Source organism: Limnohabitans sp. 2KL-27 (assembly GCF_001269345.1).
Lineage (GTDB): Bacteria > Pseudomonadota > Gammaproteobacteria > Burkholderiales > Burkholderiaceae_C > Limnohabitans_A.
Map to the genome: position 1 here is coordinate 1,234,727 of NZ_CXOP01000002.1, position 22,098 is coordinate 1,256,824.

Annotated in this window: 25 protein-coding genes; 11 read left to right on the top strand and 14 right to left on the bottom strand. The window is 59.3% G+C overall.

Annotation, left to right across the window (positions count from 1 at the left end; all coding sequences use genetic code 11):
* Positions 1–62: 62 nt before the first annotated feature.
* The 4 genes from bktB to LHAB_RS08785 form a co-directional block, all read right to left on the bottom strand.
* A complete protein-coding gene (gene bktB / locus LHAB_RS08770; RefSeq protein ID WP_090045463.1) occupies positions 63–1,247 on the bottom strand; it encodes a beta-ketothiolase BktB in 1,185 nt (394 codons plus the stop codon).
* A 115-nt stretch (positions 1,248–1,362) separates the two neighbouring features.
* Positions 1,363–2,118, bottom strand: coding sequence for an SDR family NAD(P)-dependent oxidoreductase (locus LHAB_RS08775; protein WP_090045465.1), 756 nt, complete (start codon positions 2,116–2,118; stop codon positions 1,363–1,365).
* A gap of 180 nt (positions 2,119–2,298) precedes the next feature.
* Positions 2,299–3,633 carry a c-type cytochrome gene (locus tag LHAB_RS08780; protein ID WP_228763388.1) on the bottom strand — a complete coding sequence of 445 codons (1,335 nt, stop codon included), beginning with the start codon at positions 3,631–3,633 and terminating at the stop codon, positions 2,299–2,301.
* On the bottom strand, positions 3,630–4,454 hold the full coding sequence (locus LHAB_RS08785; protein ID WP_369814109.1) for a c-type cytochrome: 825 nt from the start codon (positions 4,452–4,454) through the stop codon (positions 3,630–3,632). The genes LHAB_RS08780 and LHAB_RS08785 overlap by 4 nt, the downstream gene beginning before the upstream one ends.
* Positions 4,455–4,596: 142 nt before the next feature.
* Between LHAB_RS08785 and LHAB_RS08790 the strand changes: the two genes are divergently transcribed.
* On the top strand, positions 4,597–5,115 hold the full coding sequence (locus LHAB_RS08790) for a GNAT family N-acetyltransferase (RefSeq protein WP_090045468.1): 519 nt from the start codon (positions 4,597–4,599) through the stop codon (positions 5,113–5,115).
* Positions 5,115–6,098 (top strand): tRNA dihydrouridine synthase, encoded by a 984-nt coding sequence (locus LHAB_RS08795; protein WP_090045470.1) that lies wholly within the window; start codon positions 5,115–5,117, stop codon positions 6,096–6,098. The genes LHAB_RS08790 and LHAB_RS08795 overlap by 1 nt, the downstream gene beginning before the upstream one ends.
* Here the strand turns inward: LHAB_RS08795 and LHAB_RS08800 are convergent.
* Together LHAB_RS08800 and LHAB_RS08805 are read right to left on the bottom strand one after the other, a co-directional pair.
* Entirely contained in the window at positions 6,083–6,448 is a 366-nt protein-coding gene (locus LHAB_RS08800) for an Hpt domain-containing protein (protein WP_228763389.1), read from the bottom strand. The genes LHAB_RS08795 and LHAB_RS08800 overlap by 16 nt on opposite strands.
* 49 nt (positions 6,449–6,497) lie before the next feature.
* On the bottom strand, positions 6,498–7,376 hold the full coding sequence (locus LHAB_RS08805) for an NUDIX hydrolase (RefSeq protein WP_090045472.1): 879 nt from the start codon (positions 7,374–7,376) through the stop codon (positions 6,498–6,500).
* Between the two features lie 141 nt (positions 7,377–7,517).
* Between LHAB_RS08805 and LHAB_RS08810 the strand changes: the two genes are divergently transcribed.
* Entirely contained in the window at positions 7,518–8,429 is a 912-nt protein-coding gene (locus LHAB_RS08810; RefSeq protein ID WP_090045474.1) for an SDR family NAD(P)-dependent oxidoreductase, read from the top strand.
* Positions 8,430–8,599: 170 nt separating this feature from the next.
* Positions 8,600–9,580, top strand: a complete 981-nt coding sequence (locus tag LHAB_RS08815) for a tripartite tricarboxylate transporter substrate-binding protein (protein ID WP_090045476.1) — start codon at positions 8,600–8,602, stop codon at positions 9,578–9,580.
* On the opposite strand, the gene LHAB_RS14660 is transcribed toward LHAB_RS08815, so the two are convergent.
* Entirely contained in the window at positions 9,564–9,725 is a 162-nt protein-coding gene (locus LHAB_RS14660) for a hypothetical protein (RefSeq protein WP_194943138.1), read from the bottom strand. The two genes, LHAB_RS08815 and LHAB_RS14660, sit on opposite strands and share 17 nt — an antisense overlap.
* 32 nt (positions 9,726–9,757) lie before the next feature.
* Between LHAB_RS14660 and LHAB_RS08820 the strand changes: the two genes are divergently transcribed.
* From LHAB_RS08820 to LHAB_RS08830, 3 genes are all read left to right on the top strand, one after another.
* Positions 9,758–10,678 carry an alpha/beta hydrolase gene (locus LHAB_RS08820; RefSeq protein WP_090045478.1) on the top strand — a complete coding sequence of 307 codons (921 nt, stop codon included), beginning with the start codon at positions 9,758–9,760 and terminating at the stop codon, positions 10,676–10,678.
* Between the two features lie 291 nt (positions 10,679–10,969).
* The gene (locus tag LHAB_RS08825) at positions 10,970–11,419 is read left to right on the top strand and encodes a hypothetical protein (RefSeq protein ID WP_090045480.1); all 450 of its coding nucleotides are present in this window, start codon (positions 10,970–10,972) and stop codon (positions 11,417–11,419) included.
* Between the two features lie 11 nt (positions 11,420–11,430).
* Positions 11,431–13,059 (top strand): ion transporter, encoded by a 1,629-nt coding sequence (locus LHAB_RS08830; protein ID WP_090045482.1) that lies wholly within the window; start codon positions 11,431–11,433, stop codon positions 13,057–13,059.
* 71 nt (positions 13,060–13,130) lie between these two features.
* Here LHAB_RS08830 and LHAB_RS14765 read toward each other — a convergent pair whose 3' ends face one another.
* Positions 13,131–13,472 (bottom strand): hypothetical protein, encoded by a 342-nt coding sequence (locus tag LHAB_RS14765; RefSeq protein WP_228763480.1) that lies wholly within the window; start codon positions 13,470–13,472, stop codon positions 13,131–13,133.
* On the opposite strand from LHAB_RS14765, the gene LHAB_RS08835 reads away from it, so the two are divergent.
* Positions 13,386–14,645, top strand: coding sequence for an NAD(P)/FAD-dependent oxidoreductase (locus tag LHAB_RS08835; protein ID WP_228763459.1), 1,260 nt, complete (start codon positions 13,386–13,388; stop codon positions 14,643–14,645). The two genes, LHAB_RS14765 and LHAB_RS08835, sit on opposite strands and share 87 nt — an antisense overlap.
* Positions 14,646–14,757: 112 nt before the next feature.
* Here LHAB_RS08835 and LHAB_RS08840 read toward each other — a convergent pair whose 3' ends face one another.
* From LHAB_RS08840 to mltB, 4 genes are all read right to left on the bottom strand, one after another.
* Positions 14,758–14,970, bottom strand: coding sequence for a TIGR02450 family Trp-rich protein (locus LHAB_RS08840; RefSeq protein WP_090045486.1), 213 nt, complete (start codon positions 14,968–14,970; stop codon positions 14,758–14,760).
* 284 nt (positions 14,971–15,254) lie between these two features.
* A complete protein-coding gene (locus tag LHAB_RS08845; protein WP_090045488.1) occupies positions 15,255–15,644 on the bottom strand; it encodes a hypothetical protein in 390 nt (129 codons plus the stop codon).
* Positions 15,645–15,693: 49 nt separating this feature from the next.
* A complete protein-coding gene (locus LHAB_RS08850) occupies positions 15,694–15,915 on the bottom strand; it encodes a TIGR02450 family Trp-rich protein (protein ID WP_090045490.1) in 222 nt (73 codons plus the stop codon).
* 12 nt (positions 15,916–15,927) lie between these two features.
* Positions 15,928–17,046, bottom strand: coding sequence for a lytic murein transglycosylase B (mltB, locus tag LHAB_RS08855; RefSeq protein WP_228763391.1), 1,119 nt, complete (start codon positions 17,044–17,046; stop codon positions 15,928–15,930).
* 219 nt (positions 17,047–17,265) lie between these two features.
* Here mltB and LHAB_RS08860 point away from each other — a divergent pair, with 219 nt between their 5' ends.
* Genes LHAB_RS08860 through LHAB_RS08870 form a run of 3 tightly spaced genes read left to right on the top strand, consistent with a single transcriptional unit; the run spans position 17,266 to position 20,337 of the window.
* Positions 17,266–18,219 carry a histone deacetylase family protein gene (locus LHAB_RS08860; protein WP_090045493.1) on the top strand — a complete coding sequence of 318 codons (954 nt, stop codon included), beginning with the start codon at positions 17,266–17,268 and terminating at the stop codon, positions 18,217–18,219.
* A gap of 37 nt (positions 18,220–18,256) precedes the next feature.
* Positions 18,257–19,057, top strand: coding sequence for an enoyl-CoA hydratase (locus tag LHAB_RS08865; RefSeq protein WP_090045495.1), 801 nt, complete (start codon positions 18,257–18,259; stop codon positions 19,055–19,057).
* On the top strand, positions 19,045–20,337 hold the full coding sequence (locus LHAB_RS08870) for a mechanosensitive ion channel family protein (protein ID WP_090045497.1): 1,293 nt from the start codon (positions 19,045–19,047) through the stop codon (positions 20,335–20,337). The genes LHAB_RS08865 and LHAB_RS08870 overlap by 13 nt, the downstream gene beginning before the upstream one ends.
* On the opposite strand, the gene LHAB_RS08875 is transcribed toward LHAB_RS08870, so the two are convergent.
* Positions 20,306–21,598 (bottom strand): TRAP transporter large permease, encoded by a 1,293-nt coding sequence (locus LHAB_RS08875; protein ID WP_090045499.1) that lies wholly within the window; start codon positions 21,596–21,598, stop codon positions 20,306–20,308. The genes LHAB_RS08870 and LHAB_RS08875 overlap by 32 nt on opposite strands.
* Positions 21,595–22,077: a TRAP transporter small permease gene (locus tag LHAB_RS08880; protein WP_228763392.1), complete on the bottom strand. Its 483-nt coding sequence runs from the start codon at positions 22,075–22,077 to the stop codon at positions 21,595–21,597. Before LHAB_RS08880 ends, LHAB_RS08875 begins: the two co-directional genes overlap by 4 nt.
* Positions 22,078–22,098: the final 21 nt, after the last annotated feature.

Below are 22,098 nucleotides of genomic sequence, written 5' to 3' on the forward strand. Positions count from 1 at the left end.
TTAAGGTCAAAAAATGGGCATCACTGGATGCCCATTTTTTTGTTCTGATCAGCCCAGAAACATCACATGCGCTCAAAAATCGCGGCGATGCCCTGACCGCCACCGATGCACATGGTCACCAGGGCATAGCGGCCCTTCACGCGTTGCAGTTCGTACAGGGCTTTGACGGTGATCAGTGCGCCGGTCGCGCCAATGGGGTGGCCCAGCGAAATGCCCGAGCCGTTGGGGTTGACCTTGGCCGGGTCCAGACCCAGCTCGCGCGTCACGGCGCAGGCTTGCGCCGCAAAGGCTTCGTTGGCCTCGATCACGTCCAGGTCGTTCACGGTGAGGCCGGTTTTCTTGAGCACGGCTTGTGTGGCCGAGATCGGGCCCACGCCCATGATCTTGGGGTCCAGACCGGTGTGGGCGTAACCCACCAGGCGGGCCATGGGCTTGGCACCTCGGGCCTTGGCGGCACCGGCTTCCATCAAGACCACGGCCGCAGCAGCGTCGTTGATGCCCGAGGCGTTGCCTGCGGTCACGGTGCCGTTTTCCTTGACGAACACGGGCTTGAGCTTGGCCATGTCTTCGAGCTTGCAGCCGGGGCGGAAATGCTCGTCGGTGGCGTAGGCCACGTCGCCTTTTTTGCTCTTGAGCATGACCGGCATGATCTGGTCTTTGAAGCGGCCCTCTGCCGTGGCGCGTTCAGCGCGGTTATGGCTTTCTAGAGCCAGGGCGTCCTGCATTTCGCGGGTGATGCCGTATTGGGCGGCCACGTTCTCGGCCGTCACGCCCATGTGGATGTTGTGGAAGGGGTCGTGCAGGGCGCCGATCATCATGTCGATCATTTTGGTGTCGCCCATGCGTGCGCCAAAGCGGGTGGCCAGGCTGGCGTAAGGCGCGCGGCTCATGTTTTCTGCACCACCGCCAATGGCGATGTCGCAGTCGCCCAGCAAGATGGACTGGCTGGCGTTCACGATGGCTTGCAGGCCTGAGCCGCACAGGCGGTTCACGTTGTAAGCGGGGGTTGCTTCGCCGCAGCCGCCGTTGATGGCGGCGACACGGGACAAATACATGTCTTTGGGCTCGGTGTTGACCACATGGCCAAACACCACGTGACCGACATCCTTGCCATCGGTGCCGGCGCGGGACAGGGCTTCGCGCACGACTTGCGCAGCCAGCTCGGTGGGGGCAATGTCCTTCAGGCTGCCGCCAAAGGTACCAATGGCGGTGCGCACACCGCTGACCACAACAACTTCACGGCTCATGGGAGGTCTCCAGATTGAAAAAATTGACACAGGGGGATGGGGTACAACGCCGATCAGTGTCCGGCGCAATGGCTACAGCGGCCTGACAAGGGTCGGGTGGGTGGGTGCAGGACTTTCAGCCCCGAACGTCGGCCACGGGTTCTCGTCCGAAGTCGGGTCGGGCCAAAAAGCGCAGCACCTGCTCGGCGGCTTGAGCGGGTGAGCTCAGCAGGCCTTGGGCTTTGAGATGTAAAAACTTCGACTGGTCAGGAAAGTCCTCGCCCGTCGCACCGCGCAGTTGCACCTGCATGTCGGTGTCGATCACGCCGGGCGCCAGCGAGCAGACCTTGGCACCGTTGGGGTGCAGGGCTTCGTCCAGCGCCAAGCAGCGGGTGAAGTGGTCCATGCCCGCTTTGGCCGCGCAGTAGCCCGCTTGCGAGGCCATGGGGTGGCGGCCCAGGCCCGATGAGATGTTGAGCACTTTGCGGGGCAGGGGCCAATTTTCTGTCGCCGCCAAAAATGTGGCACTCAAGGCCATGGGCGCTTCCAGGCCCACGCGCAGGGCCAGGGCCAGATCGGCAGGCTGTGACTGGCGCAGCGGGGCGATGGGCGGGATGACGCCCGCGTTGTTGATCAGGCTGGCGCTGGCGAAATCGGCCGCGTTCTGGCTTTGCAGCCATTGGCCAAGGCGAGCGCTGGCACCTGTGCCGTCGGCCAGGTCGAGCGTCCATTGGGTGAGCGGCACATCTGCCTTTTGGGCGGAAGAGGCCAAATCGGGGTTGGCGTGGCGCGAGATGCACAGCAGGGCGTTGCCTTTTTGCAGCAGTTGCTCGGCGATGGCCAGACCCATGCCGCGTGAGGCGCCGGTGAGGATGTAGAGGTGGTGTGGCATGCCCGAAATGCTAGCGGCATGCACCCGTCCTGTGGTTGCCGCACATGACAGGCTGGCTGGTTACCGAGCCATTCGTGCGCAGGGGTGGCCTCCCACAGGCAGAGAGATTGTTGTGTGACAGCGAGCCCCTGCTCGCGAATGCATGCAGGGGGGGCACCATGTGCCAATGGCTTGAACCGCTCAACCGCCTTGCGCGGCCCGGATCCGGTTGACCTGCAAGGGCGTGACTTCGCTGGCTTGATTGCCCCAGCGGGTGCGCAGGTGGGTCAGCACGGCCGCGATGTCTCGGTCTTGCAAGTCCAGCAACGCAGGCGGCATGCCAAAGGGGCGGGGGTGGCCTTGGGTGGCGGGACCGTAGCCGCCATACAGAACCAGTTGCACCAGGTTGGTGGGGTCGTTCAGCAGCACGGCGCGGTTGCCCGCCAGGGCGGGGTAGGCCACCTCGCCCGAGGCGGTTTTCATGCCCTCGCCTTGCTCGCCGTGGCACTGCAGGCATTGGCGCTCGTAAACGGTGCTCCCCAGAGTGGCCACTTGCAAGCTGATGCGGGCGGGTGGTGCCTTGGCAGGCGCTGGCTGGGGTGTGCTTTGGGCGCGTGACTGCAGGTACACGGCCATGGCCTGCAAGTCGGTTTCTTTCAGGTGCTGCAGGCTGTGCTGCACCACTTCGCCCATGGGGCCGCTGGTTTGGGCAGTCTCTGAGGCACCGTTGCGCAGCAGGCGCACGATTTCGGGCAGGGACGTGCTGGCCAGCCCGGTTTCGGCATCGCGGGTCAGATCGGGTGCGTACCAGTTGGCCACGGGCATCAAACCGCCCGACAAGTCGTTCACCGCACCGCTTGCCCCGAGCGCGTTGCGCGGGCTGTGGCAGGCGGCGCAGTGGCCCAGGCCTTGAACCAGGTAAGCACCCCGGTTCCATTCGGCGCTTTGGCTCTGATCGGCATGGAAAGGGCTGGGCTCAAAAAACAGGCTGCGCCACACGGCCAGCGCGGGCTGCGTGCCCAGAGGCCAGACCAGGCTGTGGGCCGGCTGGGCCTGCACCACCGGTGGCAGGGTCTTGAGCCAATACAAGATGGCATCGCTGTCCTGGCGCGTGATGACGCTGGTGTGGTTGTACGGGAAAGCCGGGGCCAGCAAGCGTCCGTTGGGAGAGCGGCCACGGTGCATGGCTTGCCAGAAGTCTTGCGCCGTCCATCGGCCCAGGCCCGTCTCGGGGTCGGGCGTGAGGTTGCTGCTGTACACGCCGCCAAAGGGGGTGTCGATGCGCCGACCACCCGCGAAAGGTGTGCCACCCCGTGTTGTGTGGCAGGCCATGCAATTGCCCGCCAGGGCCAGGTAGCGGCCTTGTTCGATCTGGGCTTCGGTGGCTGGGGCTGTGAGGGCGGTGTTGTCGGCTTGCGGCCTCAGCACATCGCCCCAGTTGTCCCACACCACGCCCACAGCCAGCACCAGCAGGCTGGCCAGTGTGACCCAGCCCAGACGTTTGACAGGGTGCATCTTGTGCAAAGCGTCTTTCATGGCCGGCCCCCTGCTTGGGCCGGAGCCGATGGGATGGCTGAAAGTTCGGGTGCACTGCCGCAGCGCAAGGCATCCGGCAAGGCTGGGCCCGTTGGGGGGCGATCAGCTGGCCGGGTGTCGGCAGGCAGCGGCTGGCGGGCCAGCCAGCTGGACACAGCGATCAGGTCCTGCGCGGGCATGCGCTTGACAATTTCGGCCATGCAATCGGGGGCGTGGGCGCGGCGCTGCGCGTTTTGCCAGGCGCCCAGCTGCGCGTTCAGGTAGTCCAGTGGCAAGCCCAGCAGCCCCGGCACGTTGGGCTGCACGCCCGTCAGGCGCACGCCATGGCACTGGGTGCAGGCGGGCAGGCCGCGTGCGGTGTCACCTTTGGTGACCAGCTGCTGGCCTTTTGCCAGGCGCTCGGGTGTGATGGCGTTGTTGGCCGTGGGGGCGGGGTAAGGCAATGTCAGGTTGGCAAAGTACTGCGCCATCTCCCCCAGGTAGACATCGGTCAAGGGGTCGACCAAGCGGGCCATGAGGTCGTAATGGCGGCGGCCTTGCGCAAAATTGCGCAGCTGGTTGTGCAGGTAACCTGCTGGTTTGCCTGCCAAGCGCGGGTAATAGCCGTCGGGACCGGCGCGGCCTTGCTCGCCATGGCAGGCGGTGCAGGCGCGGGTGCGTTCGGCCATGTCGTCGGCAAAACGTGTGGGGGCCGGGGTTTGGGCGCTCAAGGGGCCAGCACACAAGGCGGCTGCGAGCCAAAACAGGCCTTTGAACAGGCCTTCGACCCACCAGGCGCAAGGTTGGCGAAAACGCTCTGGTACGTTGTGATCCGGGGGCAAGAGTGGCCTGGATACGGCGATATTCTGACGGCTTGAAAACATCCTCATCCATTGAAGATAACCGATGCGGCGACAATGTCGGGTTTTGCGCCGAAAGCCCTGTGGCCCAAGTGCGTTGTTCATTTCCTCATCTGTTCAAGCCATGTCCGATATCCAAGTCCGATTTGCCACCCTCCAAGACGCCCCTGCCGTGGCTGCTTTGCATGTCAGCGCCTGCCGTGCTGCCTACGCAGGGCAGGTGCCCGATGCCCATTGGGACGCCACGCCCATGCCCAAACGCGTGTCTTTCTGGAAAGAGGCGATCGAATACGGTGAGCCGCAAGTCATGGTGGCGATGGCCGGCCGCGAGGTGGTGGGTTTTGTGGGCTTTGACCGCTCGCGTGACCCCAAAAGCAAAAACACCACGGGCGAAATCTGGGCCATTTATGCCGCACCCGACCGCATTGGCCAAGGCATTGGTCTGGCCTTGTGGGACGCTGCCCGAGAAGGCCTGCAAGACGAAGGCTGCACCGACGTCACGGTTTGGCTGCCCTTGCTGCACGAGCAAACCTTGCGCTTTCATGACCTGGCCGGCTTCAAGCGCGAGATGAATACTGCCCGCACCGTGCCTCTGGGCAGTGTCAAGGTCGAAGAAGTGCGCCTCAAGCGCAAGTTGGGCTGATGCCCCTCGCGCCTCTTGGGGCACGCATCCTGCTGGCCCCCATGGAGGGGCTGCTGGACCACACCCTGCGCGACATGCTCACGCGGGTCGGTGGGGTGGATTTGTGCGTGTCCGAATTCATCCGTGTGACCAACACGGTGCTGCCGCGCCGCGCTTTCATTCGGGTCGCCCCGGAGCTGCTCAACGGCAGTCGTACGGTGGCGGGTGTGCCCGTGCGGGTGCAGTTATTGGGGTCTGACCCCGATTATTTGGCGGCGAATGCAGCGGCTCTGGCCCAGTTGGCCCCCGCAGGCATTGATTTGAATTTTGGCTGCCCTGCCAAAACCGTGAACCAGCACCGAGGGGGTGCGGTCTTGCTGGACGAGCCTGAGCTGGTGGGGCAGATCGTGGCGGCGGTGCGCCGGGCGGTGCCCGCGCACATCCCGGTGTCGGCCAAGATGCGCTTGGGCTACAACGATGACAGCCGCGCCGAAGAGTGTGCCCTGGCCATCGAGGCTGCCGGGGCCAGTGATTTGGTCGTGCACGCCCGCACCAAGGCCCATGGTTACCGCCCGCCTGCCTATTGGGACCGCATCGCCGACCTGCGCCAACACGTGCGCATGCCTTTGGTGGCCAATGGCGAAATCTGGACTTTGGCGGATGCCTTGCGTTGCCGCGAGGTGACCGGGTGTGACCGGCTGATGATCGGGCGCGGCATGGTGGCCGATCCGGGGCTGGCTTTGGCGATTGCCCAGCATGACGCCATGGCCTCTGGCGCAGCCTCAAGCGCGGTGAACTGGGCACAGATTGTGGGTTTGATGCGGCTGTTCTGGCAGGGCATTGCACTGCGGGTGGCGCCGCGCCACCGCGCCGGTCGACTCAAGCAATGGCTCAATTATTTGCGGCGGGTGTACCCAGAGGCCCAAGAAGCCTTTGATCAGCTGCGTTTGCTGCACGACCCGGCCAAGATCGACCAGTGGCTGGCCGCTCAGACTGGCGGGTGAAGTCTCAGGTGAGTGGCCACTTCGGTACGCAGCTGTTCCAGCTGTGGGGCCAGTTGGCTGTAAGCCGCGCGGATGTCGGTCCAATCGCCATGCTTGCTCAGGCCTTCAACCCTCACCACCCACTCCACCAGGCTGTCCACGCAAAACACGGGGGTAAAGCCTTTGAGCTGGTGCAACAGGCGGTTGAAGCCGTGCATATCGTCTTTGTCCAGCATGGCCTGGATTTTGGGCAGGTCCTCGCCCAAGGTCTGGTGCAAGGTGTTCAAAAGCGACAAAACCCCATGGGCATCGCCAATGAACTCCATGGCCCGTTCGACAGACAAATAAACAGGGGCAGCAGCTTGGCTCATACAGACGAAAATGTATCCATTGTGGTTACAAATTGTAATGGCCCACGCATCAATTGATCAAACCGGCCAAGCCTGCTTCCGGCTCAAAGCGTTTGTTTTTGAACATCAGGCGGGTGGGGCCGGGAAAGGCCGATTGTTGTACCGAGTGCCGGGGGTCCCCGGGGTAGCAAATGGTGCGGATGCCGTCTTGTTCAAAAGGTTCGGGCTCGACCACGGGCGGCTGGCGGCTTTGGGCTTCGGCCAGCGCACTGTGGGTGTCCGGATGCCGGGACAACTGCACCAGACCCATGATTTGCGGCGGAGCCAGCTCGATCTGTCGGTCCCAATATTGGATCAATGCATCGCGTGGCTTGATCCACAGGGTTTCGGTGGTTTCGTGGTTGTCGTGTTCGGCGGTTTGGCCTTCGGGCACCCGGGCCATGAAAAATCGGGTGTCAAAGCGTTTGTGGGTCACCGAGGCCTGCCGGGGCGTGATCCAGCGGGTCCAGGGCACCAGCGCATCGGTGCACAGGCGCAGCGACAGGCTCTGAAACGCTTGCGACCACGTTTGACCATGGGCCAAAGCGCTTTGCAGCGCCTGCAGATCGGGCGTGTCCGAGTCGGTTTGGCCCAGCAAGATGCGGCATTCTTCAAACGCCTCTCGAATGGCCGCCACAAACAGGCCTGCGGCACGCACTGTGCTCAGCTCGGGCTCGGCCAGCCGCTGGTGCAAGGTGGCCGCATCCTGACTGAGTTTGGCCAGCAAAGCAGGGCTTTGATCGGCCAAGTCCAGTTTGCCCCCCGGGAACACATGGGCGCCGCCCAGCACGTTGGAGGCCTGATGCCGCTTGAGAAGCAGCACCTGCAGACCGTGTGCACTGTCGCGCAGCAAAACCACCGAAGCGGAGTCCAGCGGCGGGGTGGTGATGATGTCGTGGTTCAGTTCCATGGGCGAGGTGTCAATCGTGCAACACAGCCTCGAGGCTGCTTGTTTTAAAGTCGGTCAAAGTTTTTACAGAGCGGCCAGATTATCAGATGGTGCCGTCATCCCCTGTCACCCACTCAATCCCATTCAATCAAGGAAGAACTCATGAGCATCGATTTCAAAGGCCGCGTGGCCATCGTCACGGGCGCAGGTGGCGGTTTGGGCAAGCAACACGCGTTGGCGCTGGCCGCTCGGGGGGCCAAAGTGCTGGTCAATGACCTGGGCGGTGATGTGCACGGTGTGGGCGGCTCGGTGTCGGCTGCGCAGGCCGTGGTCGATGAAATCCGCGCCGCCGGTGGCCAAGCCATGGCCAACGGCGCATCGGTCACGGACTTCGAGTCCGTCAAAGCCATGGTCCAGCAGGCGGTGGACGCGTGGGGCCGTGTGGACATTCTGGTGAACAACGCGGGCATCCTGCGCGACAAGAGTTTTGCCAAGATGGAACTGGCCGATTTCAAGCTGGTGATGGACGTGCACGTCATGGGCGCGGTGCATTGCACCAAGGCCGTGTGGCCTCTCATGCAGGCCCAAAACTACGGACGCATCATCATGACCACCTCATCCAGCGGTCTTTATGGCAACTTCGGACAAGCCAATTACGGCGCGGCCAAGATGGCGCTGGCGGGCTTGATGCAAACCCTGTCGATCGAGGGCGAGAAAAACCACATCCGCGTGAACTGCTTGGCCCCCACGGCGGCCACCCGCATGACCGAAGGCCTGATGCCTGAGGCGGTGCTGCAAGCCCTGGACCCCAGCGCCGTGGTGCCCGCCATGCTGGTCATGGCCAGCGAGGGGGCCCCCAACCGCACCATCATTTGTGCAGGTGCGGGCAGTTTTGAGGTGTCTCACATCACCCTGACCCAGGGCGTGCATCTGGGCACTGGCCCGGACACCGCCGAGCGTTTGGCTGCAGCCATGGCACAAATCGCCGACCGCCAGGGCGAGACAGTGCCGCGCTCAGGCTCAGAACAGGGGGCTTTGGAAGTGGGCAAGGCGATGAAGGCGCATGGCGCTTGAGGCGGTCTTCGGGCCCAGATTTTTGTGGGCAAAAAGACCAAGAATCGCCAGGGCTGGTGGCCGCATTCAATGCCTGCCAGATCGGTGAATACCCTCTTCATGGATGCCATTTGAAGTGTTCCAATGCCTATTTTGTTTTTTTATTGACATGAATTGAGGAGTCCGAACCTATGACCACCCGTCGCCAATGGATGCAAGGCGCTGCCGCCAGTATGTTGGGCCTGACCCATCTGCCCAACTTTGCGCAAACCCGCCTGGAAAATCTGCGCATCATTGTGGGTTTCCCTCCCGGTGGTACGACCGATGCATTTGCCCGCCGAATTGCCGAGAAGATGCGTGGCACCTACGCCAACAACGTCATCGTGGACAACAAACCCGGCGCCGGTGGACAGATCGGTGTCACCACCCTCAAGTCTGCGGCGGCCGATGGTGCCCACATCCTGTACTCGCCAGCCTCGATGCTGACGATTTACCCACACTCCTACACCCGCTTGAGTTATGCGCAATCGGATGTGACCCCCATCGGCATTGGACATTCCACAGACCACGCTTTCGTGGTGGGTCCAGCGGTTCCCGAGTCGGTCAAGAACATCAAGGACTTTGTCGAGTGGGCCAAGGCCAACCCAGGCAAAGCCAGCATCGGCAACCCCGCAGCGGGCTCCATGCCCCATTTGCTGGCCGGTCGCTTGGCCATGTTGGGCGGTTTCCAAATCACCAACGTCCCCTTCGCGGGCTCTGGCCCCGCGATTCCACAAGTCATGGGCGGGCAACTCGCGGGCATGTCCTCGCCCCTGGGCGATTGGGTACAACACCAAAAGGGCGGCAAGATCCGGATTCTGGCCACCTCGGGCCCCGATCGGGCCGTGTTCACCCCCGATGTGCCCACTTACCGCGAGCAAGGCTTTGGCGAATTGTTGGTGCGTGAATGGTTTGGTTTCTTCGCTCCCGCAGGCGTGAGCGAGGCGGTCAAGCAGAACCTGAATGCGGCGCTGCGCCAGGCCATGAACCAGCAAGACATCCGAGACTTTGTGAACCCGTTGGCCGCCAACCTCGAGGCCAGCAACACGGCTGAACACACGCGCCGTCTTGCCGAAGACTCCGACATGGCGCGGCGTTTGGTCACAGCACTGGGCTTCAAGGCCGATTCTTGATGACACGCTGGGCATAGGCACTGCGCAGCTCGGTGCTGCGCTTGCGATTGGCCTCGCGCCAGTCGCGCCTTGGGGCCATCTGCAGCATCTTGCAGATGCGCTCGATCCGCCAGGTGTCACGGTACAGTTCTGCGAAGCGGTTCAAGGCTTCAACCGACTGTCCTGCATTGCTGGGGCATGCCACACGCTGGCCAGCTTGAGGGTTTCATCGACTGTGCGCATAGCCTTGAAAGGGTGAAACTTCCTCCACGCCAGGGGGCGTTCATTTGCTTAAATGAAGGTGCATCAAAAATGAAAATCAGCCATCTCATCGCGGCGTCGTTCTTGTTTTGTCATTCGTCCATGCATGCGCAAGATTTGACTTATCAACAACTGATCACGCGAGATGGCGTCAAGCAAGGCTTTGCTTTTCAACAAGCCGCAGACCCTGTCGCATCTGCCGTTCTTTTTCAGGGAGGTGATGGCCGAATTGGGGCTTTTGGATCGGAACGTAAGGGGTGGGTGAGGAACGATGCGGCCTTCCTTTCCGGGGGGGCAGGCCGTTTCGCAGACACTGGGATTTCCGCTGCAGCTTTCGATACACCCAGTGATCGGAGAAATCTGAACAGTGGCTTCCGTTCAACGGCTGAGCATGCCCAAGATGCCGCGGCGGTGATGGATTTTTTGAGAAAAAAGGCACCCGGAAAGCCCGTTTGTCTCATTGGAACCAGTAACGGTTCACTTTCAGCAACATCTGCCGCTGCTTTGATCAATGACCAAGGTCCCGACTGTATCGTTCTGACGTCATCGGTAACGGTCAAGCCCAAGTCCGCCGTGGTCGCAAGATTCGCCCATGTTTTCACGGATGCGGATCTGTCGAAAATCAAGGTGCCTGTCCTCATCGTTCATCACAAAAACGATTTGTGCGAACACACGCCATATGCCCCCATGCTGGCGCATACGAAGTCATTTCCCAACTCGCCCAAAGTGGACCTCATCACCATTGAAGGCGGCCAAGACCATTCAGACAACTGTAACCGTGGTCATCATCAATTTTGGGGTATTGAGCGAGAGGTCACAGTACAAATTGCGGATTGGATCAAGTCCTTGGGCAAGTGAGGCTGTGCTGCATCAAGCCGCCTGCTGGTGGCGTCAGCATTCCCGTTTCCATCCGTTCAATCGGATCGATGGGCAGCGTGGGATAGATCGCCCGGGATACACCACCTTGTGTTTTACGCCGAAGAATCTATTGACTTGGCGGTCCTGAGGCCCTAGTGTGATGTTTTGACACTTTTGCCAATTTGTATGGATATAAAACAAGCCAGCATCCAGGACACCCCCCCGCCATTGAGGCGTACAGACAAAGCGTTTATTTTTTTCTTGATTTGCATAACCTGCTTGGTGGCGCTTATGGGCTACACGACCTACCAAAGGGGAAGGATTGAGGAAGCGTCCAAGCGAAATGGCGAAGCTTGGCTCAAATGGCTCAGTGAATCCGCCAAGAACCGGCTCGAACCTGGGTTCCTGCCGGCCACTTGTGCCGCGCAGTCGCCACCTGCCAAGCAAAATTGGGCAGATTGTTTCGAAAGTCTTGCCACCCCCGAAGGCCCGTTGGGCAAGCTGATCAATCCATTTTCGGGCGGCCGTTTGCAGCGCGTTGTGCAATGCGATCCGCAAGACAGGACATTGGCTGGCTCACTGGTGTTTGAAAAATACACGCCCACCCCACCTGACTCGGCGGTCCCAACCTTGTTGTCCGCTTTGGCTGACAGCGACAACATCGGCGAAAAGATTCAAATCCGACTGTCTGTTTGCGCGAAGAGTACCCATGTGATTCGCATTGGTGAGTTGGAATTTTGAAAGCACTGTGTATGGAAATCAAAGAGCCGAGCACCACCAAAACGCCCATGACAACAAGTTCCATTCCAAGTGATTTGCCTTTGCGCAGGTGGTTGTATCTGTGGCTGTTGTCTCCGAATCAAAAGGGCAATTACCACAAGGTAATTGACCATTGGATCAGCGTCTTGATCGTGGTTAACTTGATTGCATTGGTGGCCGAACACATTCCGGCCATCCACACACAGTTCAGCACATGGTTTCATGCCTTTGATGTTTTCTCGGTGGGCATCTTCACCATCGAATACCTGATGCGCCTTTACTTGGCGCCTGAAGATGAGGAGTTCAAAGCTGCGCACCGGCCCAGAGTGCGCTATGCACTCAGCCCGTTTGCGTTGATTGACCTGATCGCCGTGCTGCCGTTTTATTTACAGGCCTTTATTCCGCTGGATCTGCGCGCCCTCAGGCTGCTTCGGCTGCTGCGAATCCTCAAGCTGTTCAGGGTTCTGGTGCCCGCATTTCATGAGTTTAAGAAAGCCAATCAGGGCCGGACCTTCCGACAAAAAGTGAACGCCCTGGTGTTCCCCAGTTCTTTTGGCGGTGAACTCCATCATATTTTTGACAATTTCATTGTTTTTTGGGTGGTCGTTTCCGTCATCGCTGTGATTTTTGAATCGGTACACAGCATCCAGTACCTGCTGAATCTGGAGTTCATCATTCTGGATGCCATCGCAGTCGGCATCTTCACATTGGAATATTGCTTGCGTCTCTACAGCTGCGTTGAAAATCCCGGCATGCAACATGCGCTGGGCGGCCGTATCAAGCAAGCCAAATCCACCAGTTCCATCATCGACTTCCTGGCCATCTTGCCGTTCTTTTTGGAATTTTTCCTGCACCATTTGCTGGACCTGAGGTTCTTGCGGGTTTTCCGTTTGCTGCGTTTGCTCAAGCTCACCCGTTACACCGGTGCGACCACCACCCTCACCCGCGTGATCTCCCGTGAATGGCCGGTGCTCGCCGCGTCAGCATTCATCATGCTGCTGCTGGTGATCATGACCGCCAGCCTGGGTTATTTGTTCGAACACGATGCCCAACCCGATAAGTTCGAAAACATTCCCCAATCGATTTATTGGGCAGTGATCACACTCGCCTCTGTCGGGTACGGTGATATTTCGCCCGTCACACCCATGGGCCGCTTGATGACCATCATCCTGGCCTTGCTCGGTATTGGCATCTTTGCCATTCCAGCGGCCTTGCTGTCATCGGCCTTTACCGACCAACTCCGGATCGAACGTGAGACGCTGAAAAATGAGCTCTATGAAATGCTTTCAGACGGAATATTGGACGAAGGCGAGACAGAGAAAATCATGACCGAGGCCAAGCGCTTGCACTTGAGCGAAGAAGAGGTGAACCGCTTGATCGTGAAAGCCCGACGAGAAAGGGAGCTGAAGGAAGATGTCTCTGTATTGCCTTTACACAAGATAGCGGCCACCTCCGAACACGCCATTGAGCATTTCAAAATGCTGATTTCCCAGATCAGGCAGCTTGGCGTCATGACCGATGCTGTCAGGTTTGAATCCGTGGCACAACAAAAGAAACGGCTGACGCCAGATGAATTGGCGTTGTGGCGACAGATCCAAGGGGATGAAGCCATCAAGCCTTGAGGGTGTTAGGCAAGAAAGCTGCTTGAGTCCCGGAAGACCATGAGGCACAGCGCCTCCAGCGGTCGGGACTGTCAGCCTTGCTGCCATGCGATCTCATCTTGCAAGTCGCGCCGACATCCAATTTCTGTAAATTTGGCGTTTGGATTGCCAATAACTCCAAATTCATTCAGACTCTTCCACCTAGGGTTTTCATAGGAAGCGGCGTTCCACGTCGCTTGATTTCTCGGGCCGAACTGGCCGACCTGATCGCGAGCATTTGAATGAGCAAACAACACAAAATTGTCATCGTGGGTGGTGGCGCTGGCGGTCTGGAACTTGCGACCCGATTGGGTCATGGCTATGGCCGACGAAAGCGCGCGCTCATCACGCTGGTCGACAAAAACCGCACCCATATCTGGAAACCCAAGTTGCATGAGATCGCTTCGGGCAGCATGGATCTGGGTGACCACGAAGTGGATTACATGGCTCAGGCCCATTGGAACCACTTCACCTTTCGAATTGGTGAGCTCAAGGGACTTGACCGCTCCAACAAAACCATAGAGCTCGCGCCCTATGTGGATGAGCAGGGCCGAGATGTGACGCCCACCCAACACATCCACTACGACACGCTCGTGATTTGCATTGGCAGTTTGAGCAATGACTTCGGCACCCAGGGCGTCAAAGAGCACGCGTTGAAGCTGGAAACGCAGCATGACGCCAAGTCGTTTCATTCCAGGATGGTCAATGCCTGTATCCGCGCGCACAACCAGGCCGGGGTCATCCACAAACGCCAATTGCATGTGGCCATCATCGGCGCGGGCGCAACGGGCGTGGAGTTGGCTGCGGAGTTGCATCGCACCACGCGCGAAGTGGTGGCTTTTGGCCTGGACCGCATTGATGTGGACAAAGACATCAAAGTCAGCTTGATTGAGGCCGCAGACCGTATTTTGCCGGCCTTGGTACCACGATTGTCGCAAGCCACCGAACAACTTCTCTCTCGCCTGGGCGTTCAGGTGCTCACCAGCTCCAAAGTGATGGAGGTCATGCCCACGGGCATTCGCTTGGCCGATGGCCGCGAGATCGAGTCCGAACTGGTGGTGTGGGCTGCAGGCGTGAAAGCACCTGATTTTTTGAAAGACTTTGGCGGGCTGGAAACCAACCGGATCAACCAGCTGGTGGTCCATGACACGCTTCAAACCACGCGCGACCCTGATATTTTTGCTCTGGGTGATTGTGCAGCTTGCCCCTGCTCGGATGCCGATGGCGGCCGGGCTGGCATTGTGCCGCCGCGTGCACAAGCAGCGCATCAGCAGGCCACCCATATGTGGCAGCAAATTCAACGCCGCCTGGCCAACCAGCCCCTCAAGCCTTACCGCTACAGAGACTTTGGCTCATTGGTGTCGCTGGGCAAGTTCAGCACGGTGGGCAACATGATGGGCGGCTTGATCGGCAAGAGTCTGATGATCGAGGGCTATTTTGCCAAGCTCATGTACCTGTCGTTGTACAAACTGCATGAGCTTGCCATTCACGGCATCCTCAAAACCACGCTCTATACCCTTTCGCGCATGATCACCAAACAAACCAATCCCACGGTGAAGTTGCATTGAGTTTCACCTCTTGCACCCACCCCATTCACCGCCATCGCATGCGCACACAGGTTGGATGCCAAGCGTTGCTGACGTGAAAACGACACGGTTACTGCTGTCGGTTGAGGGGCCGTCAAACCCAACCCTGCCGCCACACGCTGTCGTCTTGCAGTTCACGCCAAGTGATCACCTTGGTGGCTTTTGAAAAGACCGCCTCGATTTCCACCAACTCAATCGGATCGGTGGGTTGTTCTGGCTGGATCACCCGGCTGACCAAAAAGTGTTTTTGCTTGTCCACGGGCTTGACCGCAGTCCACTTGGTCAGCAGCAGTTTTTTGGGTTTCAGCGGGTTCCTGGTTTTTCAACCTTATGTTTTAGAACTCCATTTTTCTCGTCATCTCATGCCTGGGTAAACACTAATAAGAAAATGTGCTGAGCCCAATTTAATTTTCAACTTGTCAGCGTCAAATTTGAAACTGCACTTTGCGGTGAAGTGCGTTTCATTTACACAAGGAGTTGAAAGTGTCTCAAATCATTTCGCAAGCCGTTTTCAAACCCAACCCTAGCTCCAAACGCTGAAATACTGCACGGCCTTGGGCAAGATGGATCCCCATGTCGAATTGATCAAGGCTAGATGCATGTCCCGTTGGCACGTAATTGCTTCGTTCGGTCTAAAAGATTTAAAGCGGTTTTATACGACTTGATTTTTGCGTTGGCTAAAAATGGATTTCTCAAACCAGCTTGGTCAATTCGGGCTACAACCCTCAATGCTTGCTCGGCAACCAGTTTGCCATTGGCACAGATGGCTTTTTTGTTTTGCTCAGTCACTGGGCTAAGACATGGTTTGAGATAAATATCCAACTTGTTGTCTAGGTTCAATAGTTCAGTGTTTTGACTGATATGGTAGACAGGAATTGCTTGCAATGAGTCCGGCAATTGAGAGCAATTTTCGGTGGCCAAGGCAGGAAGGGTGATCGCCATGCCGGCTGCGAGTACAAGCATTGCGGCATTAATTTTCATATTTTGAACTCCAGTTTGTTATGCATGCTGATTTTGGCACGCATTGCTATCAAACCCAACCCTGCCGCCATATGCTGTCGTCCTGCAGATCGCGCCAGGTAATTACCTGCACAGCCTTGGAAAACACCGCTTCGATCTCCACCTGTTCAATCGGGTCGGTGGGCTGTTCTGGCTGGATCACCCGGCTGACCAAAAAGTGTTTTTGCTTGTCCACAGGTTTGACCGCCGTCCACTTGGTCAGCAGCAATTTTTTGGGGTTCAAGGGGTTCATGGGTGATGGCCCTTAAGGCTTGTTTTGCATTTCCCGCGTCACCGCATCGGCCAGCTCGATCACCGCCATGGCGTAGTAGCTGCTCCAGTTGTATCGGGTGATGGCGTAGAAATTTTCGGTGCCAGCCACATAGCTCGGGGCGTTGGGGCCGTTGCGCAGCTCGATCAGGGCCAGTGGTCCGGGGTGCGAAAGTGCCGCGCCTTCAAGTGCGGCACCTTTACCCACAAAGCTCGCCGCGCTGAAGGTGGGCAAGATGTCGGGGGCCATCAGGGTGTCCATATCGGTCTGGCCCGGTGTCAAGGTGACGGGGTAATGTGTGGGCATGCCGGGGCGCCACTGAAAGGCCTTGAAGTAATTGGCCACCGAGCCGATCGCGTCTGCCGCGCTGCCAAACAGGTCGATGCGGCCATCGCCATCAAAATCGACCGCCAATCTGGCCCAACTCGATGGCATGAATTGCGGCAGGCCCATGGCGCCTGCATAACTGCCCCGTATGGCCAGAGGGTCCGCGCCGCTGCGCGAGGTCAGCAGCAAAAACTGCTCGAACTCGGTCCGAAAAAAGACTTGGCGCTCTGCCGCTCTGGGGTGGGCTTTGGGGAAATGAAAGGCCAGCGTCCCCAGTGCGTCCACCACGCGGAAGTTGCCGGTGTTTTGGCCGTAGAGGGTCTCCACGCCGATGATGCCGACGATGATGGCGGCGGGCACGCCATAGTCACGCTCGGCCCGTTCCAGCGTGGCTTGGTGTTGACGCCAGAACCGCTGTCCGGCCTGAATGCGCACGGGTTCGATGAATCGGGCTCGGTAAGCGCCCCAGTCTTTGGCCGCTGGGCTGGCGGGTGGCAGCACCAGTTTTTCCACCAATGGCAGGCGCCGGACTTGGGCCAGGGTTTTGTCAAGCCATACCGGGTCGAGTTGCAGCCGCGTGGCCGCCTCCTGTGCCCAGAGTGTCAGCTCGGGGTTTTGATTCAGGGGGCTGCCCGAAGCCGCTGCAGCTTTGGGTGCACGCTGGTGTCGAGCGGACGCTGCTTTGTTTTTCTTTTTGTGTTTTTGGGCTTTGTGCTGGGCGTGCTGATCAGCAGGGGCCTTGGCCCCCTGCGCTTGGGCTGAGCCATGCCAGGCCATTGACAGCATGAGCCAAATCAGACCAGTCAAAACCGCCTGAAAGCGATGCTGCGGATGCGTGTACGAGGGGAGTGGGTGATCAATCATGCTGCGCCCAGTTTAATGGAGCCATCGCTGCCGATCCGATGAGGCGTCGGTTTGGCGTGATAAGCTGAATCACACAGATTTGCAGGCATCAATCAACCCAACAGCACCCCACAGTTGCTGGTATGTAGGAAGACAAGGCGTATGGGCGCGACAGGTTATTTCACACATCCCACCTGCTGGAAACACGAAATGGGCGCGGGGCACCCCGAGTGCCCGGAGCGGCTCGGGGCGATTGAAGACCGGTTGCTGATCAGTGGGGTCGATATGGCTTTGCAGCGCAGGCAGTCAACGCCTGCGTCCTTGTCTGACATCGAGCTGGCCCATGGGCGCATGCATGTGGCGGCTTTGCGTGGCCTGGGTGACGCTTTGCGTGAGGACATGGCCGCGGGTGGCCCGACCCACACCTCACTGGACCCTGACACCATGATCAATGCCCACACTTGGGATGCGGCATTGCTGTCGGCAGGTGCGGCCATCGACGCCACCGATGCGGTGCTGGCGGGCGAGCTGGAAAATGCCTTTTGTGCCGTGCGGCCCCCCGGTCATCACGCTTGCCGCGACAAGGCGATGGGCTTTTGTTTTTTCAACAACGTGGCCATTGCTGCCAAGTACGCGCTGGAGCGCCATGGTCTCAAAAGGGTGGCCATCGTGGACTTCGACGTCCATCACGGCAATGGCACCGAGGACATCGTGGCGGGTGACGAGCGCATCTTGATGGTGAGCTTTTTCCAGCACCCTTTTTACCCGGAAGGCGGCTCCACTTCCCATGCGGCCAACCTGGTCAACTTGCCGGTGCCGGCCTATACCAAAGGCATGGACATCCGGGAGTTGGTGGACATGATGTGGCTGCCGCGACTGGAAGCACACAAGCCCGAGCTGATTTTCATCAGTGCAGGTTTTGACGCCCACCGCGAAGATGACATGGGTCAGATGGGCCTGGTGGAGCAGGACTACGCTTGGATGACTCAGCGCATCAAAGAGGTGGCTTGGCGCCATGCCCAAGGCCGCATCGTCAGCTGTCTGGAGGGGGGCTACAACTTGAGTGCGCTGGGGCGCAGTGTGGAAGCGCATTTGCGCGTGCTGGCCGACGTGTGAAAACAGCTGGGGGTGAGGGTTTGGCACAATCGAAGCCATGACCGATTCCAACACCCCCGATACCCCCGATTTGCTGCTGCATGAGCGCGATGCGCGTGGTGTGCACCGCCTGACGCTGAACAGCCCCGCCAGCTTCAATGCCTTGAGCGAGGCGATGTTGACCGCGCTTCAGCAAGCGCTCAATGCCGTGGCGCAAGACGAGCAAGCCCGTGTGGTGGTGCTGGGCGCGGCGGGCAAGGCCTTTTGCGCCGGCCACAACCTCAAGGAAATGCGCGCCCAGCCGGAGCTGGCTTATTACCAGCAACTGTTTGCACAGTGCAGCCGCATGATGCTGACGATACAAAAGCTGCCAGTGCCTGTGATCGCCCGCGTGCAAGGCCTGGCGACGGCAGCGGGTTGCCAGCTGGTGGCGCAGTGTGACCTGGCCGTGGCCATAGACAGTGCCACTTTCGGGGTGAATGGCATCGATGTGGGCTTGTTTTGCGCCACGCCCAGTGTTCCGCTGGTGCGCAACATGCACGCCAAGCAGGCCATGGAGATGCTGTTGACGGGCGGGTTTATTTCGGCCGCAGAGGCCCAAAGCCGAGGGCTGGTGAACCGTGTGTGTGCGGCCGCCGAGTTGGACGCACAGGCCGATGCATTGGTGAACGCCATCTTGGCCAAGCCGCGTGAGGCCGTGCGGGTGGGCAAGGCCTTGTTTTACCAACAACGCGAGATGGGCATCGAGTCCGCTTACCAACTGGCCGGGCAGACCATGGCTTGCAACATGGTTCATGAGGTGGCGCAAGAGGGTGTGCAGGCTTTCATTGAGAAAAGGGCACCCTCATGGCGGGCATGAGCCACATGGCAGTGATCGATCCGATGGGCTTGTTGCTGGCTTTGGCGCGCCCCGAGTCTTTGATGGCCTTGGGTGCCTTTGCCGCTTGTTTGGTGTTGGCCTGGCTGATGACCTGGGGCGTTCGCCGCGTGTTTCATGGTCAAGACATGGCCATTTTGCTGGGTCGAAAACTGGTCGATGGGGTGCTGTTTCCGGTTTTGCTTTTGGGGCTGACTTTTGTGGCCCGCACCTTGCTGACCCAGGAGCAGCCCGTTCCATTGTTTGCTGTGTTGCTGCCGGTGTGCATTTCGTTGGCGGTGATCCGCTTGGGCGTGAAAGTGCTGCAGGTGGCGTTTTCCCATGCGCCCTTTGTGCGGGTGCTCGAGCGCACGATTTCTTGGCTGGCCTGGGGTGCGGTGGTGCTGTGGGTCACGGGCATTTTGCCCTTGGTGCTCAATGAGCTGGACCAGATCAACTGGAAAATCGGTGGCAGCGTGCTGTCGGTGCGCACCCTGATCGAGGGAGCGCTCACGGCCGGGGCTGTGCTGATTGTGGCGCTGTGGGTGTCAGCGGCCATCGAGGCACGTTTGCTCAAATCGGCCACGGGTGGCGACTTGTCGCTGCGCAAGGTCATCAGCAACACGGTGCGGGCCTTGCTCATGTTTGTGGGCTTGCTGCTGGCGCTGTCTTCGGTGGGCATTGACCTGACGGCCTTGTCGGTGCTGGGTGGCGCGGTGGGCGTTGGCATTGGTTTTGGCTTGCAAAAGCTGGCCTCCAACTATGTCAGCGGCTTTGTGATCCTGGCCGAGCGCAGCATGCGCATCGGGGACATGGTGCTGGTGGATGGTTTTGAAGGCCGGATCGTCGACATCAAGGCGCGGTACACCGTGATCCGGGCCTTGAATGGCCGCGAATCCATCGTACCCAACGAGTTTTTGATCATCAACCGGGTGGAAAACTTCACCCTGATGGACCCCAAGCTGTCCCAGACCACCCTTGTTTCGGTGGCTTATGACAGCGATGTCGACTTGGTGCGGCGGCTCTTGATTGAAGCCTGCGAGAGCCAAGAGCGGGTGCTCAAAGACCCCGCCCCCAATGCCTTTTTGAGCCAATTTGGCGCTGACGGCCTAGAGTTCACCGTGAGTTACTGGATCGGTGACCCGGAAAACGGACAGCTGGCCTTGCGCTCGACCATCAACATGCTGATTTTGGCCGCCCTGCGCGAGCACAAGATCGAGATCCCGTACCCGCAGCGGGTCATGCACATGGTCAGTCCATCATCGATGGCAGCCACAGACTGATGGCCGGAAAGGCCAGCAATATGCCCAGGGTGATGACCAGCACCAGCACCATGGGCCAGACGCCTCGGAAGATCGTGCCCAGACCCACATGGGGCAGCAAGGTGTTGAGCACAAACAGGTTCATGCCCACGGGTGGCGAGATCAGGCCGATCTGAATCACCATCACGATCAGCACGCCAAACCAGACGGGGTCAAAACCCAGTTGCACCACGATGGGAAAGAACAGTGGGATGGTCAGCAAGACCATGGTGAGTTCTTCCATCACAGTGCCCAGCAGCACATAAATGAGCATCATGGCGGCCACGATCATGATCGGTGACAGGCCGAGCCCCGTGATCCAGTCCTTCAGTTCAAACGGCAAACTGGTGTAGTTGACAAAATTGGCAAAAATCGTGGCGGCGATCAGCAAGGTGAACAGCATGGCCGTGGTGCGGGCCGACTCCACCAGTACCTGAGCCAGAACTTTCCAGGTCAATGCTTTGCGCGCCAAGGCAAAGAGAAATGCGCCCGTGGCCCCCATGCCCGCGCCTTCGGTGGCGGTGAAAAATCCACCATAGATACCGCCCAGCACCAGCACGACCAAGAGCAGCACGCCCCAGATGCCGCGCACGGCTTTGAGCCGCTCGTGCCAACTGAATTTTTCGCCCGCGGGCGCATGTTCCGGATCGTGCCAGGTCATCAGCACCACCGCCAGCATCATCAGGCAGGCGGTCAATATCCCGGGCAGCACACCGGCCGCAAACAGTTTGCCGATGTGCGTTTCCGTGATGATGCCGTAAATGACGAGGATGGTAGAGGGCGGGATCATGATGCCCAAGGTGCCGCCTGCGGCGATCACACCCGTAGACATGGCATCGCTGTAACCCAGTTTTTGCATCGAAGGGTATGCCACTTTGCTCATGGTGGCGGCAGTGGCAATCGATGAGCCACAAATCGCCCCAAAACCCGCGCATGCAGCAATGGTGGCATGCGCCAGCCCACCTTTGCGGTGACCGATGAAGGTGTAGGCAGCGTGGAACAATTCATGCGCCAGACCCGCCCGGGCCACAAAATTGCCCATCAAGATGAACAGGGGAATCACCGACAAGGTGTAGGCAAAGCCCGTCTCATGAACGACCTGAGCCGTACTGGCCATGGCGGGCAGCCAGCCGCGTGTCAGGCCAATGCCCACGATGCCGACCAGGCCCATGGAAAAAGCCAAGGGCATGCGCAAAAGGGCCATCACAAAGATGGCCAAAAATCCCAACAAGGCTTCGGTCACAGCGTGCCTCCTTCGGACGCGGTTTCGTCGCCGGACCAGAATGCTTTGACCAGATGCACCAAGGCCGTCAGGCCGCACAGCACCCCCATGCCTTGGATGAAGGGCGCTTTGGTGATCTTCAGTTGGGCGGTGGTTTCGCCAGTGACCGCGAATTCGCCCCCTGTTTGCCACATCAAATACGCCAGTCCGAAAAGCAAAGCGGCGCAAGCCAGGTGAACCAGACCTTGTTGAATTTTTCTGATCCAGTGCGGAAGCACCGCGTCCAGCGAGTCAAAGACCACATGCTCGCCTTTGAGGGACACCAAGGGCAGGGCCCCAAAAATGACCACCACCATCAGCAGCTCGGTCAACTCCAAAGAACCGGTGATGGAGTGCGAGAGCATTTTGCGCCCCGAGACATCCAGAAAAGTCAGCACCATGATGGCGAACAAGGCCAGGCCTGACAGCGTTCCGCAGAAGAGTTCGAGAATTTTTTTCAACTTGTCACCCATAAAAAAACG